We start from the raw sequence: 17883 nt of genomic DNA on the forward strand, positions 1-17883 counted from the left end.
GCTACGATTTATAAGGACTGTAGCACAGGTCGCTGTATTTAATTAACCCGTAAGACCATGGTCTCATTCCGTCTTGTAAAACATGAGTCTACAGTTATTTACATCTTATTAACCTTGGATGAAAAACAAGATGGCATTTAAAAACGAAGAAGATAAAAAAGCATACTGGCGGGAAAATCTCGCTCTTATGACAAAACTACTAGTTGTTTGGTTTGTCGTGTCCTTTGGTTTCGGAATTTTATTAGTGGATTTACTCGACCAAATTCAAGTGTTCGGCTTTAAGTTGGGCTTTTGGTTTGCGCAGCAAGGAGCAATCTACGTATTTGTCGCGTTGATATTTATCTACATGTACAAAATGAATCAACTCGATAAGCGCTACGGCGTCGACGAAGAATAGGAGCGTTAAGATGGATGTTCAAGTACTCACATTTTTAATCGTAGGAGCTTCTTTTGCTCTGTACATCGCTATTGCGATTTGGGCTCGCGCTGGGTCAACACAAGAATTCTATGTAGCTGGTGGCGGTGTTCACCCTATAGCAAACGGCATGGCAACAGCCGCTGATTGGATGTCAGCAGCATCGTTCATATCAATGGCTGGGTTGATCTCATTTATGGGCTACGACGGGGCTGTATATCTACTCGGCTGGACTGGCGGATACGTACTATTAGCCCTTTGCTTAGCGCCATATTTACGTAAGTTTGGGAAGTTTACGGTTCCGGATTTCATCGGCGATCGTTACTACTCACAAACCGCGCGTACAGTGGCTGTTGTATGTGCCATATTCGTTTGCTTCACATATGTCGCAGGCCAGATGCGTGGGGTCGGTGTGGTGTTTAGCCGCTTCCTTGAAGTCGACATCGTTACGGGTGTTGTGATTGGTATGGCGATTGTGTTCTTCTATACTGTGCTAGGTGGCATGAAAGGCATTACTTACACTCAAGTCGCGCAGTACTGCGTGCTTATTTTCGCTTACTTAGTACCCGCCGTATTTATCTCCATCATGGTCACGGGGCACGTACTGCCGCAAACCGGCTTTGGTGCGAGTTTAGCCGATGGGTCGGGGGTGTATCTGCTGGAAAAACTAGATGGTCTCTCGACACAACTAGGATTCAACGAGTACACCTCCGGTACCAAGGGCACCTTCGATGTATTTTGCATCACGGCAGCACTCATGGTCGGTACTGCAGGTCTGCCCCATGTAATAGTGCGCTTCTTCACCGTACCTAAAGTACGTGATGCGCGTAAGAGTGCTGGTTGGGCTTTACTGTTTATCGCTATTTTATATACCACAGCCCCTTCTATTGCCGCATTTGCGCGAGTTAATATGATTGAGACCATCAATGGTCCAACCGTCAGCGAGCAAGCGCCCACTGGTACGCCATATAGCGAAGCTCCTAGCTGGATAACTAATTGGGAAAAAACTGGGCTGATTAGCTGGGATGACAAAAACCAAGACGGTAAAATGTTCTACTCAGGTGATGAGCGAAACGAGATGCAAGTAGATCGTGACATTATGGTGATGGCCAACCCTGAAATTGCCAATTTACCGGCATGGGTTATTGCGTTGGTCGCTGCAGGTGGTATTGCTGCCGCATTATCAACCTCCGCCGGGCTGTTATTGGTTATCTCTACATCGGTCTCACACGATTTGCTTAAACGCAACCTAATGCCCAACATAACCGACAAAAAAGAGCTGTTTTATGCGCGCTTGGCTGCGGGCGTAGCGATTGTTATTGCAGGATACTTTGGGGTCAATCCCCCTGGATTTGTCGCGCAGGTGGTCGCATTCGCATTCGGCTTAGCAGCTTCGTCATTCTTCCCTGCCATCATAATGGGAATATTTATGAAGCGTATGAATGACAAAGGGGCGATTTCTGGCATGTTAGCGGGGATTGGCTTTACCGCAGCGTACATTATTTACTTTAAGTTTGTTAACCCTGCGGCGAATGTGTCAGAGAACTGGTGGTTTGGCGTTTCACCTGAAGGAATAGGTGCAATTGGTATGTTGGTGAACTTCGCCGTGGCGTTATTAGTATTCAAAATGACGGAGGAAGCACCACAAGAGATTCAACAGTTAGTAGAAGATATTCGCTATCCTAAAGGTGCTGGAGATGCAACTGCACATTAATTTGCTAAAAACTACCATTCAAAAAGGAATGAAATAGCCTTTTACTACAATAGCGCCCACCTCGTTGGGCGCTTTTTTATGTGAGACTCAAGAAAGAAAAATAACAGAATTTCGTTGCTGGTAATTTGCACGCTATTAGCTATTATTGTCTGCATATCAAACGTTTAACAATCTCGTTGAGGTGTTAGGGATATGGATGGCAGTTTTCAGTGATGTGCAATTTACCTCAAACGTTACGGTTAAAGCACTAGCCGATAGTGTTGCTGAATTGATGCTGTCAAAGCCGAAGGGGATCATGATCCTGTGCAGCGAAGAAGCGGCTTCTTGGGGAGACGATTTTAAGCAATATGTGGGTACATTAGATGTGCCTATCTTCGGCGGGATATTTCCAGGTCTTATCCTCGACTCGCGCTTTGAGCCCCGCGGTATTTTAGTGGTTGGTTTGCGCAACAATATTCGTGTTTGCGTCATTGAGAGTGTTTCAACTTGTGCTCCAGTGTCGTCAAACATGGCTTATATGTCTCAGTCTGTGAATTCCGTGATGATATTGACTGATGCGCTATCAAGGCAGATTGATGGTTATCTGCAACATGTACTGGCATTTCTACCAGAAGATTGCAGTGTCTTTGGAGGTGGAGCGGGAACGCTTGAATTCAAGGCGCAACCTTGCCTCTTTAGTGCTGCCGGCATGCATCAAGATGCGATGATTTTAGTCGAAATGTCGACTCATTGGGATTTGTCCGTAGGCCATGGTTGGGAAATACTTGCAGGCCCATTTCTGGCTAACAGCACTGATGATAACTGTGTGTTAGAGTTAAATTTTGAGCCTGCTGCGCAGCTATACGAGCGAGTCGTCCAGGAGCATAGTAAGCTGAGTTTCGACAAGCACGAATTTTTTGACATAGCGAAAACGTTCCCTTTCGGGTTGGCTAGGCTAGACGACGAAGTGCTTATTCGTGATCCTCTTAAACTGGAGGGTAGCGGGCTTGTTTGTGCAGGAGATATACCTGAGAACACCATGCTGTACATCATGTGTGGAGATGCTGAAAAATTAATAGCTGCGGCTTCTGGCGCAGTAAATCAAGCGCTTTCTACACTAAATGATACGCATGAAGTAACGGATTGCTTTTTGTTTGATTGCGTTAGTAGGCAGTTGTTTTTGCAAGATAAATTTGCCACAGAACTCGATTTGATTCACCGAGAAATAGCACCGCCGTACCGCACAGTTGGGGCGCTAGTATTAGGCGAGATAGAGCTAGGTGCGGGGGGGATTCTCAGTTTACATAATAAAACGGCTGTTGCTGCCTTAGCTCGAGCGAGCAAGCAGGATGTGGTATGAATGGCGTTTTATATTTAAGTTGGGGCCTGTGAATGAGTGAAATGAGTCGCACCTTACAGATTATTTCTATTCAGCACGAGCTAGCCATGAGTATCGGATTGGATCTCAACCTAGATAAGATGCTTCAGCTATTTCTCGATAGAGCCAAAAAACGTCTGAGTTTACGCAGCGCAGTAGTATTTAAAGAAGCACCGCGCTCAAGAAATGATTCAGACATACTCTGCTACCCCTATAACCATCGCCCAGATGATACAAATGATTGGTTAACCGAGCAGGTGTACGAGTTTAGCCAGCTCAACGTGCAAAGCGTCTGCCGTCAGCGCGGTGATACTTATTATTATCTGTTTAAAATTCCTAAATTTGGTGCAATCAGTTTCGAACGCAAACGGACGCCTATCGATGACATCGTTCTTAACGCGCTAATGCCCCTATTTGGTCGCTTGGCTGTGAGTTGCCAAGCTTGCTTAGAGCATCAAAATTTGGTGGATGAAATTAGTAATCGTAAAGCGGTAGAAGAGCAGCTTAGATTGCAAACTTATCAAGACGTTTTGACTGGCTTACCTAACCGAAAAATGCTCAATATCAACTTACAAAGTTTACTGACGAATGCTCAGCAGCATGGTCAATATGGGGCCGTGTTTTTTATCGACTTAGACCGTTTCAAGTTAATAAACGATACTCTAGGGCATTCTGTTGGTGATGAATTGCTGATTAATATCACAAGCAAATTAAAAGCCTGTATCCGCCGTGATGATACCTTGGCCAGAGTAGGCGGGGATGAGTTCATCTTGCTACTTGGCGACATAGGGCCGACGGAACAGAGTGCAGTTGGTAAGGCTACCAAAGTAGCGGATAAAATGCTTAGCCTCACTCGGGATAGTATTGAGTTATCCCGTTGCGCTGTGTTTACCAGCTTTAGTATCGGCATCGCCCTGTTTCCATCACCTGAGCTCAATGCCAATAAATCAATTGCTGAGCAAGCTAAGCAACTTATAAAACACGCTGATATTGCCATGTACAAAATTAAACACACTAGTCGCAATGATTATTTATTTTACCGTCACGAATTACAAATCATGGCGACTTTTCGCTCTGAGGTAGAGCAGCGTCTACATGTGGCTTTACGTGAAGAAGCATTCGAGTTGTATTTTCAGCCTATGGTTAATGTGGCAGGCGAGATAGTGGCCGCAGAGGGATTGCTGCGCTGGCATGATGAAAAACTAGGCTGGGTTGGGCCTCAGGAATTCATTCCAGTGGCAGAGGAATGCGGTTTGATTGTAGAAATCGGTCAATGGGTCTTGCGCCAGACGTGTGTATTGATTTCGCAGCACCTTGATTGGTTTTCTGAAGGAAATTTGCGCTACATCAGTATCAATATTAGCCCGCGACAGTTTAGTCAACCCCACTTCGTTGCTCAAGTGTTGGAGATAATTGAGGAATTCACGTTCCCCCATTCGTATTTACGCTTGGAAATAACGGAAGGCGTTGCGATGGAAAACATTACTAGCGCTATTTATATTATGAATGCGTTAATTGTGCATGAGCTGTTTTTTATGTTGGACGATTTTGGTAGCGGCTATTCGTCGCTTTCTTATTTACATCAGTTGCCGCTAAAGTCAGTCAAAATAGATCGTAGTTTTGTGTCGAAAATAGATCAAAACACGGATAACCAAGTTATCGTTGAGGCGATTATTTATATCTCTCAGCACTTTTCATTAGAATGTGTTGTAGAGGGCCTAGAAACATCTCAAGAACATGCTTATTTTCATGAAAAGGATGTTGCAGCTATTCAAGGTTTTCATTTCTATAAACCCTTACCAAGGGAAGCGTTTGTCAACTTGCTTGAGTCGACCAATTGAACATTACACGACACTGAATACATCAAGTAAAAAGCGCTTTGGTTAGTTCCTTTTAAATTTTCGCAGAGTGATTAATTATTTCGTGAAATTGGTATAAGAAATTCTCTTGTTAAACAGGGCCTGCTTTGGTCAAATCAAGGTTCGCGCAGCGTATCGGCAAAACGTTTCATTGCAATAGATTTGTAGAATTGAAATGCGCCACTATCAGTTATTTATTTTGGAGTTTCAATGAATCATATCCCTCAGCACATCTTAGAGTTTTTGCGCGATTCCGCTCCCTTTGAGGTGCTTGATGAGCATGAAATGAATAGGTTGGCGCAGTCCATTACGGTCGCTTATTTTAGCCAAGAAGATGTAACGAATATTCTGAAACAGCAGCAAGGGGGATTGTTTCTTATCTGCAGTGGGCAATATTCAGTTAAGGATTCCGCTGAATCAGAACGCCACGTAAGTGATGGGGATTATTTCGGCTGTGACAACTTATGGCAAAAACAGCCCAATAAAATAGCAGTCACTGTCGATAGCCCGGGGTTAGTGTATTGCATCCCGAAAAAAAGTTTCGCCCAATGTGTTGCTAGCCACCCAAGTATTGAAGTTTTCTTTCGAAATTATACCTCTGAACAAATTTATAGTGACCATGTAGATGACTCAAAATCTATGTGGCTTTACAAGCCGATAAGTGAAGTGATTTCTGACGGGGTTGTGAGCGAGGATATCAACAGCTCAATTTTGCAAGGGGTGCAAGTTATGTCAAAAAGCGGCGTTTCTTCTCTTGTAATCACGGATAACCAATTACTGGTGGGTATACTAACTGACCGAGATATACGAAATCGCGTGGTGGCGCAGCAAACTGATGTGAACCTTGCGGTTAGTGAAATAATGACGCGAGACCCAGTGAAAATTAGCGATCAGCGGACATTATTCGATGCCTTGTGCGTCATGACCGAGCACAATGTGCACCATTTACCCGTCGTGGACAAAAACAGCGGGGTTCCTCTTGGGATGTTGACGGCGAGCGATATGATACGTCATCAAAGAGGGAATGTGCTTTTCGTTATTAACGAGTTAACAAAAGCGCCGTCTTTGTACGAATTAACAAGACTTTCATGGCAACTACCACATTATTTTTCGAAACACGCTAAACGTCTCGGCGACTTTGATATTGCCGGCAAGGTATTGTCTCAGGCAACGGATATTATGACGCGAAAGCTCATTGGCTTTTATCAGCAACAGCATGGTGAAGCACCGATGGAGTTTTGCTGGCTTGTTTACGGCTCTCAAGCGCGAGAAGACCAGACCATGGGATCTGATCAAGACAACGGATTACTGTTCGCCACAGAGCCGAGCCCTGAGCAATCTGCCTATTTTGCAGATATGGCTGAGTACGTATGCAGGGGCCTAGATAAATGCGGTATTAAATTGTGCACTGGAAATATTATGGCCAGTAACCCAGCATTGCGTTTGTCAATAAAACAAGCTGTTCAGCAAGCGCAAAGTTGGGTGCGGGAGCCGAGCCCAGAAGCTATTTTAAACTGCAATATATTTCTTGATGTACGCGCAGTGGCAGGAAATCGGTTTTTGCTTTCCCAATTACATGTGGAACGTAAGGAGTTACTCAAACAATCGAGATTTATTGCCGCGCTTACACGCCACGCAAGTGATGGGCATGTCCCGTTATCTATGTTTCAGAAATTTGTGTATAAAAAAGGATTACCTAAAAAAGACTGCATCGATATGAAAAATAGTGGAGTGGCGATCATCAATAACCTAGTGCGGATTTACTCCTTAGCCAATGGCTTAACCATGCCATCCATTCCTCATCGACTAGAGGGGCTGTTGTCACACGCAGGGTTATCGAGCAAAGACGTCAAAAATCTGCGTGATATATGGCTGTTTCTTAATCGCCTACGGTGGCGTCATCAAATTCAAAATAAGGTGACTGACAACTATGTTTCGATCAGCGATTTGTCGTCTATTGAGAAATATCAATTGAAAGAGGCAATGCGCGTTATCCGAAGAACACAGCAAGCCGCTGTGTTTAAATTTGCCGGTGGTTTAGGTTAACGCAAACCGAGTATGCCCAGAGAGAAAGACTGATGTTTAAAAAACTAAAAAAGTGGTTTGCACCTAAGCCACCTATCCCAGAAGCTTGGTTAGGCATGCCACTGGCTGACATTCCTTTTTTATGTATTGATTTAGAGCTCACGTCCCTTGATTTGAATGACACTAAAATTCTATCGATAGGGTGGGTTGAGGGTAAGGGCAAGCAGATTTCTCTGCAAAGTTGTTATTATCAGGTGATATCAACAACAGCCTCGTTAAATCAAAGCCCGGTAATCCACGGTTTAACCGCTGATCATATTGCCCAAGGGCAACCGTTGCGTATCGCGTTGGAGGCGCTAAAACAATTTGCCAGTAGTCATGTATGGGTGTTCCATTGTACCCATCTTGATATGACGGTGTTAAACGGTGTATTTAAAAAGTTGAATATCCCTCTTCCCACAGTCGTAACGCTAGACACATTGCGTTTTGGACTGTATCAACTGACTAAGAATTTACGTCCGCCCCCGCCAAATGCTGTGGTGTTACCCGTGTGTCGCGCGCGTTATAACCTGCCAGCGGTACCGGCACACAATGCTCTGGACGATGCGATGGCGACTTTGGAATTACTGTTTGCGCAAATCCAAAAATTTGCGCCGAAAAATACCGATACGTTAAAGACGTTGATGGTGACAGATGCACTTGAAGTCTTTCCTGCGCCTACTGATTGAGCGGGTGATACAGGACGACGCAGATTACAATACGGAGATACTTTGCCGTTAATTAATTGTTAATAAGTTGTTACTTATTTTTTCTCTTTGTTATAGCTTAATGCTGCCTTTTTAACTAAATTTGAAGGAGAAGCAAAGAGGAGAAGTATCGTGAATTATCTTACGAAGCAGCATTCATTCTGGTTAACGCTACTAGTATTGTTTAGTTTAACGGCTTGCCAAAGCGCCCCGACAGTACAACACGTATCTGGCTCTATTTTAGATGATGATGCCTTTCCTTTGGCGAAAGACGTCCATATCGAATCTGAAAAAGACATTTTCCGTTTAGATAAGGATGCGCGAAACTACGTAAAACGAACAGTAGGGCACATAGACGATCCTATAGAACGAACGGAAACACTGGCGCGCAGTATATTTAAACGGTTGAGCTTTGATTTACTCTATCGTGGCGATGCAAATACGACGGCCAATGAAACCTTTCACAACCGAGCGGCAAATTGCCTTTCTTTGTCAATTATGACCTACGCATTAGCCAATGAGGCTGATTTAAGCGTTCGGTTTCAAGATGTACAGATCCCGGAGTATTGGACTCGCAGAGACGGTATTAGCTTGCTAAATGGGCATATAAACTTACAGATAATACCTAGGTCGCGAAGTGCTAATTCCTTTTATTTTTACAAACGCGGTTACCAAATTGATTTTGACCCCCAAGCGTTGAGACAGCACTTCCCAAAAACGCAGCTAACAAAACAACAAGTCATTGCCATGTTTTATAATAACAAAGGCGCGGATGCCCTCTTATCCAATGACAGAGACCGAGCATACGCGTATTTCTCAGCGGCGCTGAAAGTTGAACCAAATTTCGATTCAGCGTTAGTGAACTTAGGCTTTTTGTACCGAGTTTCAGAGCGATACGCTCTATCTGAAAGAGCGTATTTGAAAGCGCTGTCGTCGTCACCTGATAACTTGACCGCTTGGGAAAATCTCGCATATTTATATAATTATTCTAATAAAATGACGCAGGCTCAGGAGATCCTTGCGCGAGTTGAAAGTAAACGTCTGCGAAATCCCTTTTATCATCTCGATCTAGGCCGACGTGAGTTTGACCAAGGAGATTTACAGGGAGCGTTAGCGCATTTTAATCGCGCACTAGCGATTGATAAAGATCGCCACGAAATCTTCTTTGCGTTAGCCAGAACATATCATGCTATGGGGCAAATGACGCTAAGTGAGCGCTACTTGAAGAAGGCCAAACGCACCACTAAAAACCTGCAAGAGAAGGAGTTATACCAAGGGAAGCTGGACCTTCTTTCTCGTTCATCAATATAATTTTAGGCCAAAAAAAACCTACTTCACATTGAAGTAGGTTTTTGACGTATCTATAGATATATCTAGGCTACGCCTAATTCTCGCAATCTCTCTGCTAAATAGGTTTTGGCTGTGTGACGTTCAGACAAGACCACTTCTGGGCGAGGGTGTAAGAATAAGGGCAGTGAAATTCGCGATTTAGTTTGATCTGCACCTTGAGGGTTAATCACCCGGTGAGACGTAGATGGGAAGTAGCCACCGGATGCCTCTTGAAGCATATCACCAATATTCACAATCAAAGTCCCGAAGTCACAGGGCACATCAATCCACTCGTCACCAGTGCCTTTCACTTGTAATCCTGGCTCATTAGCTGAAGGAAGTATCGTTAAAAGGTTGATGTCTTCATGGGCGGCTGCACGAATAGCATCCGGCTCTTCGCTTCCTGTAATTGGCGGGTAGTGCAAAACACGAAGTAGTGTTTGATCACTGTCTACAGCCATGCCAGAAAGTGGTTCGCTGTAATGTGCAGCAACATCTGCCGGTGAATATTTCTCAACCCAACCGAGTAACTCAGATGCTAGATTGTTAGCTGCTTGATAATAGTCTTGCAGTTCTTGCTTTAAATCAGGCGGGCATTTCCCCCAAGGATAATAATGAAAGTACTCTTTGATATCTTTCTTTTTAAACCCTTTGGCGGTTTCTGAAACCTTGGTTGAAAAAAAGCCATCGTGACTTTGGTTATCAAATGCGTAGTGCAGTTTGTCATCAGAATTAAAAAACGCCTGCCAGTTTTCGTAGATACTGGTTACCGTTGATTGTTCGATGGGGTGGTTCTTTAGCACTCCAAAGCCGGTTTGGCGCAGTGATTCAACGAACTTTTTGTCCGCGTCTGGTGCTGTGTAATCGACGGCGAGCAATTGCATAATAATCTTTCCTGTCTTTAAGTGTGAATGGATTGCCCACCTTGGCAGTCATTCCTTTTTCAATATCTATAAGCTGAGGTACAAGCCAGCTAGGGCGGCACTCATTAAGTTTGCGAGAGTTGCGGCCAGCACTGCTTTTAGGCCCATTTGCGCGATTTCTTTACGTCGCCCTGGTGCTAATGCACCAATGCCACCCATTAAAATAGCGATGGATGAAAAGTTAGCGAAGCCGCACAACGAGAAAATAACAATAGCTTGGGTGCCCGGCGATAAGTCAGCTTGGTATTTCAAAAAGTCCACGTAAGCTACAAATTCGTTCACCACCATTTTTTGCCCGATAAAACTACCGGCAAGATTGGCTTCATCCCAAGGTACCCCAAGTGCCCATGCGAGCGGCTGGAACACATACCCAAGAATGACTTCAAAGCTTAGGTTCTCGACCCCTACAAGACCACCGGCCCACCCAATAAGGCCATTTAATAGTGCAATTAATGCAATGAAAGCAAGTAACATGGCGCCCACATTCAACGCGAGATGCATACCCGAGGCCGCACCGCTTGCTGCAGCATCAAAAATATTAGCGTATTTGTCTTCTTCGTTGTTGACCTCAGTCAACTCGTTTTTAAATTCTTGGGTTTCAGGCATGATGATCTTTGCCATCAACAGGCCGCCCGGTGCCGCCATAAAGCTAGCCGCAAGTAGATATTTAATTTCAACACCCATTCCGGCGTAACCTGCCATAACTGAGCCAGCAATAGACGCCAGCCCACCGACCATAATGGCAAACAGCTCTGAGCGTGTCATATGAGGAATAAAAGGCTTAACGACTAATGGGGCTTCGGTTTGACCTACAAATATATTCGCAGCAGCCGACATGGACTCTGGACGACTTGTCTTAAGGGCAATTTGCAAGAACCCGCCGATCAGACGAATGATCCAAGACATCACACCAAGATGATAAAGCACGGTAATTAATGACGAGAAAAAAACGATAACAGGGAGAACGTTAAAGGCGAAGATAAAGCCAAGTGATTTATTGCCTAACTGACCAAAAATGAAATCGATGCCTTGTTGGCTATATTCAATTATATTTTTTACATAGACAGTTAAGCCCAGTAAAAATTCTTTCCCTGGGGGGAAGTACAGAACCAAAGCACCAATAATAGCCTGAATAGCAAAAGCGCCACCCACAGTGCGCCAATTTATCGACTTACGATGCGCTGAGAGCAAAATCGCAAGTATGAACAGAACAGCTATGCCAATCAAACTGACCATTCTAACTCCTTAATTATTGTTTTTATATCGTCGTTATTTTAATGGCTAAAGTAGCGTCTGCTGGATATGAGATTTAATGACATCCAATGCAATACGGTTTTTTCCACCCTGAGTCACAATAACATCAGCAGTAAAACGACTCGGCGCGATAAACTGGTGATACATGGGCTTGACGGTTGATTCATATTGTTTTGCAACCGAATCTAACGTGCGTCCTCGTTCAGCTATATCTCGCTTCATTCGACGCAATAAGCAAATGTCTAGCGGTGTATCTACGAAAATCTTAATATCAAACAAAGGCTGAAGCTCTTGATTTGCTAGCAACATGATCCCTTCAATGATGATAACAGGTGCTGACATCAGCTTTTCGGTTTGAGCCAAGCGTGTGTGAGTTTTATAACAGTAGTGAGGGTAATCAACTGACTGCCAGTTCTTCAAAGCCTGTAAGTGCTCAACCAATAACTCGTGTTCAAACGCTTTGGGATGATCGTAATTATTCTTTTCTCGCTCTTCCATGGGTAGATGGTCTTGGGCGCGATAATAATGATCTTCACGAAGTATTTGTACATGTTTGCCGTCTTCCGAGAATTCTTTAAGCAAGTTTTCAGTAAACAGCGATTTACCCGAGCCAGAAGCACCGGAGATAGCGATAACGAGGGGGGCAGACATACTACTCCGAAATGATAGAGATGAGATTGTCTGAAAGATACCAGCGAACGGTCAAAAAGTCAGTTTTCACAACGCATTTATATAGCAATTTTTATGACAATTGGTAAATCCACACAATGTTAGCCCCTCTGGTTAACATTAACGCAACAAGGTTACGATTTGTGGACCATATGGTCAAGTTTTTGTTGGGTTAGGTTTTTATGTATGCAAAGTGAGCACATTACTAATTTGAAAACATTAAATTTACCTGGAGCGCTTTGCAACATCCTGGAAATAAATACTAAAGAGGTTAGGGGGCGTATATTTTACGTGAGTGGGTTATCAGTTAGAGAAGTTACTTTCCAATAAAGAGGACTTTTTCTGTGCTGATATTAGGCAGCGCGTAATTATGCAGTTTAGAGCGAGAGCCTTCACCTTGCGCCTTAGGTGGATAGAACAGCTCCTTTTCTTCTTGATGATCGACGAATATCTCGTCCAACGCTGAGCGAATTTCACTCAACGTTTTATCGAGGTTGGCTGCAAAATCTGGACGTTTGCGTTTGGTATGCCCTAAATCGATCAAGCGATAGAAGTATTTATTTGCTATCTGAATCAACTCTTCAGGTACGTCACTGCTGTTGCTCAAATTAGCGCTGTTATCTTGTATGCAATAGTCCACAAGGGCCGCATAAAAGCAAAAAGGTTTGTTTGGTAATATTATTGGCGTGGTGCCATCGACATAACTTATGCTCTTGGTTTTTAGGTCAATAATTAATTGATGATTCACGGGCGTTTCTAATTCTTTGTGTAAGTTAGCTGTGTTTCTGTGAGTTAATCTTAACCTTTGAATACATAGGTAACTAAGCAGTGTGGCAAGTATGAGTGGAGTAAGCCCAATGTAATCTACTATCGAGGGAGCATTAACAGCGTACTGGATGGTGATTTTCTGATCATGAGTTTCTAGGTAGGTTTCTCGACTAGCCCCCGCTCTTTGAATATCCGCTTCTACGATCCCTTGTATTGAGATGACATCGATAGGGGAGCGTTGTTCATCAAGTACACGATTTAGATCTGAAATGTAGTGACTGACAGAGCGTGTATCTGCCACCGTTTTAAATTTGGGGTTCGCTAAGCGTAATTTGGGTAGGTCGATTGCAATACGTTTTTCAATGTTAGCTAAGAATTGAGCTTGGTTTGATGTCGCTTGGAAATGAACGCCAATAACAAAGGCAAACTGAAAAATTAACCATATGAGGGTAAAAAGGCCAACGTAAATCAGTTTAGTTTTCATGGTCTAGCACTTCATTTGAATTCTTTGTCAACGGGCAGTGATAGGGTACTAGCTCAAGCTGGCGGTAATAGTCTGATTGCGTATTGGTCGATAGAGTCGACAAGGTATTCTGTATTTCGCAGATCAAATCGGTATTTTGGGTTTCCATCTTCAAATACCACTTACTACCACTGACCTTCGTGTTTATCGGGGTGATGTAATTAGCGGAAAAACGCTCCGCGTCTTCTTCTTTCCAAAATGAAGAGATGATATCCACACTACCAGTTGCAAGAAGGTCGCGCAGAGCCTCATGAGAATTAACATATACGATATCCATATTCGCTTCTGAGATGCCCAATTCATTTAGTAGCCCCTTAGGCACAATATGGCCCGAGCGGCTGCTAGGATAGTCTAAGAGCCCTAAGCGTTTACCCCATAAATATTGTTTAGTCAGTTCCGGTTTCTCTTTTAAGGAAATCAAATACGTGGAGTAGTCTTTATATTGAGCGACAGTTTGGTATCGGTAAGTCGTTTCTGCAGCAAAAGCTAACATGACGTTTTCTTTCACTAAGGCAAGATCAGCAATCCCTTTACCGACATATTGAATAATTTCTTGCTCGTTGTGGCTCCACTGAACAGTGACAATTCCATACTGGCGGTTAATCGTCTGGTTACTGCACAAAGATGAAAGGAGCTTGCTAGCCATACCTTGATCGGTTATAAAAACAACAAATTCGTCACTATTATTTACCGATTGTGTTTGGCAAGTGAGCGATTGTGAAATTAAATTAGATAAATTTTCACTTTTAATTACGCTTGATAAGACACCTGCATACCAGCTGGCGAGCATAAATATTCCGGATAGGATAGGCAAGGCAATCGCGTTAATCGACAAAATTCTATTCTGCACTCAAGTTCGGTATGTTTACTTGTTGAACTGATTTGACCAGTTAGTCTTACTTAAAGCAATAGGTAAATTTATTTGAAGGTGTTAACTTATTGATTTAAAATGATTAATAATAAGAAGTTATGAATGTTGTTGAGGGGTTTTTACTTAGCGAAATTTGTTCACACTGGCTAAGTCAAAGTTTGTCACAAATCGTGTCACCTCATGACGTATAAAAATAAAAGTGACCGTTCAAAAAGAAAATTAGAAAGCGGGTAGGGAATTTTTGACCAGTTAGTCAAATTTTTTGATTACTGGTCAGTGCAGTAATATAAATGCAACATAAAAATAAAATAATAGCGGCATAAAAATTAACACGATTTAATACTCACAAACCTTAGGAAACACACAATGCTAAGAAAAACTAAACTCACCAGCATCGCGCTTGCGGTAGCCATGTCATTAGGCATGTCGTCTGCTGCTCTTGCGCAAACCACCTCTTCAGGAATGACAGGGCAAATTGTAGGCCCAAATGGTAACCCTGCGGCAGGTACTGTAGTTAAAGTCACTCACGTACCAACTGGTGCAGTAAAAACGGCAACTGTTAACTCTGCAGGTACGTTTAATCTTAATGGTTTACGCGTTGGTGGTCCTTACACTATTGAGCTTGACTCAAATACTTTTGCTGACCAAACGATAGAAGATGTTTATTTAAGCTTAGGTGAAACGGCGCCCATTAATCGCGTTTTGGCCAGTGAAGAAAATATTGAACGCATCGCTGTGTCAGCTTCACAAATCAGCAGCTTATCTTTTGGTAAAATTGGCCCGGGTGCTAACTTTGACCTATCCACGTTAGAAAATGCCCCTGCGATTAATCGTGACTTGACTGATATCGTTAGAATCGATCCTCGTATCTACGTTGATGAAGGTGGAAGCGGCGGTATTCAGTGTGTGGGTAAAAGCCCTCGTTTCAACAGCTTGACAGTTGATGGCGTGCGCATGAATGACTTGTTTGGCCTTAACTCTAACGGTTACCCAACTGAAAGAATGCCTTTCTCTTATGATGCTATCGAAGGTGTTGCAGTAGAAATCGCACCGTTCGACGTTATATATGGTGGTTTCTCAGCATGTAATATCAGTGCGGTAAGTAAAACAGGTACCAACGAAGTGCATGGCTCTGCTTTTTATGATTACGGTAGCAATGACTTGCGCGGTGATTCTTTAGAAGGCGACGACATTAATCTCGGTGACTACACTGAGAAGCGTTACGGTTTTAGCGTAGGTGCCCCGCTAATCAAAGATACATTATTTATTTTCGCTGCATACGAGAAGCTAGAAGGCGCCAATATTTTTGACCGAGGCGTAGCTGGCTCAGGTGCAATCAATGAGGTTGCTCTCTCGCAAACGCAATTAGATGACATTATCCGTATCTCGAATGATTTATATCAGTTTGACCCGGGGACGGTCCCTTCAAGCCTTGCAAACGAAGATGAAAAGCTTTTAGTCAAATTAGATTGGAACATAAACGAGCAACACCGAGCGTCTTTTACCTATAACTGGAATGACGGCAATAATTTTGCTGAATCAGATGGGGATTCAGATGAATTTGAACTTTCTAGTCACTTTTACGAACGTGGCGCAGAGCTAACCTCGTATTCAGGCGTATTGTACTCTGACTGGAATGACAAATTCTCAACTGAAGTACGCCTTTCTTATACCGAATTGGACAATCGTCAAAACTCTTTAACGGGTGATGGCACAGTAGGTGGGAATGACTTCGGTGAAGTTAAGATCTTTTTAGAAGACATGACTGTCTTTTTAGGTTCGGATGATAGCCGTCAAGTGAATGACTTGAACTGGGACGCACTTAGCATGATGTTCCGTGGTAACTACTACATGGATAACGGTCATACACTTACGTTTGGTTATGAGAGCGACGACTTAGAAATATATAACATTTTCGTACAGCATGCTGAAACGTCACTTTCTTTTGATAGCATTGCAGATTTTGAAAATGGCATCGCTAGTGACGTTGAGTATGGCCATGCTTATTCTGGAGACATTAATGACCGAGCTGCTGAGTGGGGTTACACGTCGCACAGCACTTACCTTCAAGATGAGTTTTATTTAACTGATGATTTGAAAGTAATCGCAGGTTTACGTTACGACTGGATAACTACATCAGACAAACCTGTAGAGAATGCAGATTTTCTTGCAGGCAATGGTTATAGCAACACTGCTAACTTGGACGGTATTAGCTTGTTACAACCACGGATTGGTTTGAACTATACGCTAAGTGACAGTACCGAAATCCGTGGTGGTGTTGGTCTATTCTCTGGTGGTAACCCGAACGTATGGATGACCAATAACTATCAAAATACCAATGTAACTGGCGGTGAAGTAGACGGCGGCGATTTTGGTTATGATGATGGCTCTCGCAGCTTATTCGATGACGATGTTGTTTGGGTTAATGTTGAAGATGGCGCACCGGTTGGACCAGGTTATGGTGTTCCATCTGAACTTGATGACTTGTTAGACAACGGTAACGCAGGTAACTTCGAGTCAAATAATTTAGATCCAGATTTTAAAATGCCAAGTGAGTGGAAAGTATCAGCGGGTATCACTCATGTTACTGACTCAGATTATGTTTTAAATGCAGATTTATTAGTGTCGTTTACACAAGACCAAGCGATGATAAAATACGTTGGTATTGAAGAAGTTGGCATAACCGATGCTGGTTATGTGGATTATGACAGAAACGGTTATGGCTCACTTGAATTGACAAATTCTGATGAGGTGTCAACGTCATATTCACTGACTGGTACTCTAGAGAAAACTTGGGATAACGGCTTGCGCTTAGTAACTGGTTACTCGTATAACCATGCTGAAGATGTGCAGCCTATGACCAGCTCGGTTGCATTTTCTAACTATCAATATCGTGCGTTTACTAACCCTAATGAAGATGTATCTTCATTGTCAGATTGGAATATTGAGCATCGTTTCACTGCAGACTTTAGTTACGCAGTAGAGCTATTTGCAGGTTTAGAAACACGCTTCAACATGTATGCGTTGGCGCAATCAGGTCGACCATATAGCTTCACGCTATCTCAAGATGACGGCAATAGTGCTTTTGGATTTACACCGTATCTAGATAGCAATAGTGTGCTACCTATCGGAGCGGAGCGTAACGATCAAGAGAGTGATTGGTGGACCAAGGTTGATATTGCGGTAAGACAAGAGATACCAGCATTTGCTGATGGTCACTCGGCAACGGTGAGCTTAACCATGGATAACTTCACTAACTTCCTTAACGATGATTGGGGTATCTTGGAAGAAGTTTCTTTCAATACTGCGACAATAGGTAATTCATCTCCTCAAAGTCGCCAAGGTGATGCATCTTTGTGGGAAATGCGTATCGGTGTTAACTACAGATTCTAATCATTAAATGATTATGATTGAAAGCCGGCTCTTGTAG

Annotated in this window: 13 protein-coding genes; 8 read left to right on the forward strand and 5 right to left on the reverse strand. The window is 43.2% G+C overall.

What is annotated here, in order from left to right; genetic code table 11:
* The first annotated feature begins 130 nt into the window (after positions 1-130).
* The 7 genes from PATL_RS02700 to PATL_RS02730 all read left to right on the forward strand — a co-directional run bounded on the left by PATL_RS02700 (position 131) and on the right by PATL_RS02730 (position 9427).
* On the forward strand, positions 131-397 hold the full coding sequence (locus PATL_RS02700; protein ID WP_006992727.1) for a DUF4212 domain-containing protein: 267 nt from the start codon (positions 131-133) through the stop codon (positions 395-397).
* Positions 398-407: 10 nt separating this feature from the next.
* Positions 408-2129, forward strand: coding sequence for a sodium:solute symporter family protein (locus PATL_RS02705; RefSeq protein ID WP_011573438.1), 1722 nt, complete (start codon positions 408-410; stop codon positions 2127-2129).
* A 196-nt stretch (positions 2130-2325) separates the two neighbouring features.
* Positions 2326-3468 (forward strand): FIST signal transduction protein, encoded by a 1143-nt coding sequence (locus PATL_RS02710; RefSeq protein ID WP_011573439.1) that lies wholly within the window; start codon positions 2326-2328, stop codon positions 3466-3468.
* Positions 3469-3509: 41 nt separating this feature from the next.
* The gene (locus PATL_RS02715) at positions 3510-5327 is read left to right on the forward strand and encodes a putative bifunctional diguanylate cyclase/phosphodiesterase (RefSeq protein ID WP_232283281.1); all 1818 of its coding nucleotides are present in this window, start codon (positions 3510-3512) and stop codon (positions 5325-5327) included.
* Positions 5328-5555: 228 nt separating this feature from the next.
* Positions 5556-7391 carry a DUF294 nucleotidyltransferase-like domain-containing protein gene (locus PATL_RS02720; protein WP_011573441.1) on the forward strand — a complete coding sequence of 612 codons (1836 nt, stop codon included), beginning with the start codon at positions 5556-5558 and terminating at the stop codon, positions 7389-7391.
* Positions 7392-7423: 32 nt separating this feature from the next.
* Positions 7424-8098 (forward strand): exonuclease domain-containing protein, encoded by a 675-nt coding sequence (locus PATL_RS02725; RefSeq protein ID WP_011573442.1) that lies wholly within the window; start codon positions 7424-7426, stop codon positions 8096-8098.
* Between the two features lie 150 nt (positions 8099-8248).
* The gene (locus PATL_RS02730; RefSeq protein ID WP_011573443.1) at positions 8249-9427 is read left to right on the forward strand and encodes a tetratricopeptide repeat protein; all 1179 of its coding nucleotides are present in this window, start codon (positions 8249-8251) and stop codon (positions 9425-9427) included.
* Positions 9428-9489: 62 nt separating this feature from the next.
* Here the strand turns inward: PATL_RS02730 and PATL_RS02735 are convergent, their stop codons facing one another.
* From PATL_RS02735 to PATL_RS02755, 5 genes are all read right to left on the reverse strand, one after another.
* The gene (locus PATL_RS02735) at positions 9490-10329 is read right to left on the reverse strand and encodes a 2OG-Fe(II) oxygenase family protein (protein WP_011573444.1); all 840 of its coding nucleotides are present in this window, start codon (positions 10327-10329) and stop codon (positions 9490-9492) included.
* A 66-nt stretch (positions 10330-10395) separates the two neighbouring features.
* Entirely contained in the window at positions 10396-11604 is a 1209-nt protein-coding gene (locus PATL_RS02740) for a NupC/NupG family nucleoside CNT transporter (protein ID WP_006992735.1), read from the reverse strand.
* Between the two features lie 45 nt (positions 11605-11649).
* Entirely contained in the window at positions 11650-12273 is a 624-nt protein-coding gene (gene udk / locus PATL_RS02745) for a uridine kinase (RefSeq protein WP_006992736.1), read from the reverse strand.
* A 334-nt stretch (positions 12274-12607) separates the two neighbouring features.
* The gene (locus PATL_RS02750) at positions 12608-13543 is read right to left on the reverse strand and encodes a hypothetical protein (RefSeq protein ID WP_011573445.1); all 936 of its coding nucleotides are present in this window, start codon (positions 13541-13543) and stop codon (positions 12608-12610) included.
* Positions 13533-14228, reverse strand: a complete 696-nt coding sequence (locus PATL_RS02755; protein WP_081429917.1) for a PhnD/SsuA/transferrin family substrate-binding protein — start codon at positions 14226-14228, stop codon at positions 13533-13535. Before PATL_RS02755 ends, PATL_RS02750 begins: the two co-directional genes overlap by 11 nt.
* Positions 14229-14819: 591 nt before the next feature.
* On the opposite strand from PATL_RS02755, the gene PATL_RS02760 reads away from it, so the two are divergent.
* On the forward strand, positions 14820-17846 hold the full coding sequence (locus PATL_RS02760) for a TonB-dependent receptor (protein WP_011573447.1): 3027 nt from the start codon (positions 14820-14822) through the stop codon (positions 17844-17846).
* Positions 17847-17883: the final 37 nt, after the last annotated feature.

The organism is Paraglaciecola sp. T6c, from assembly GCF_000014225.1.
Classification (GTDB): Bacteria; Pseudomonadota; Gammaproteobacteria; order Enterobacterales; family Alteromonadaceae; genus Paraglaciecola; species Paraglaciecola atlantica_A.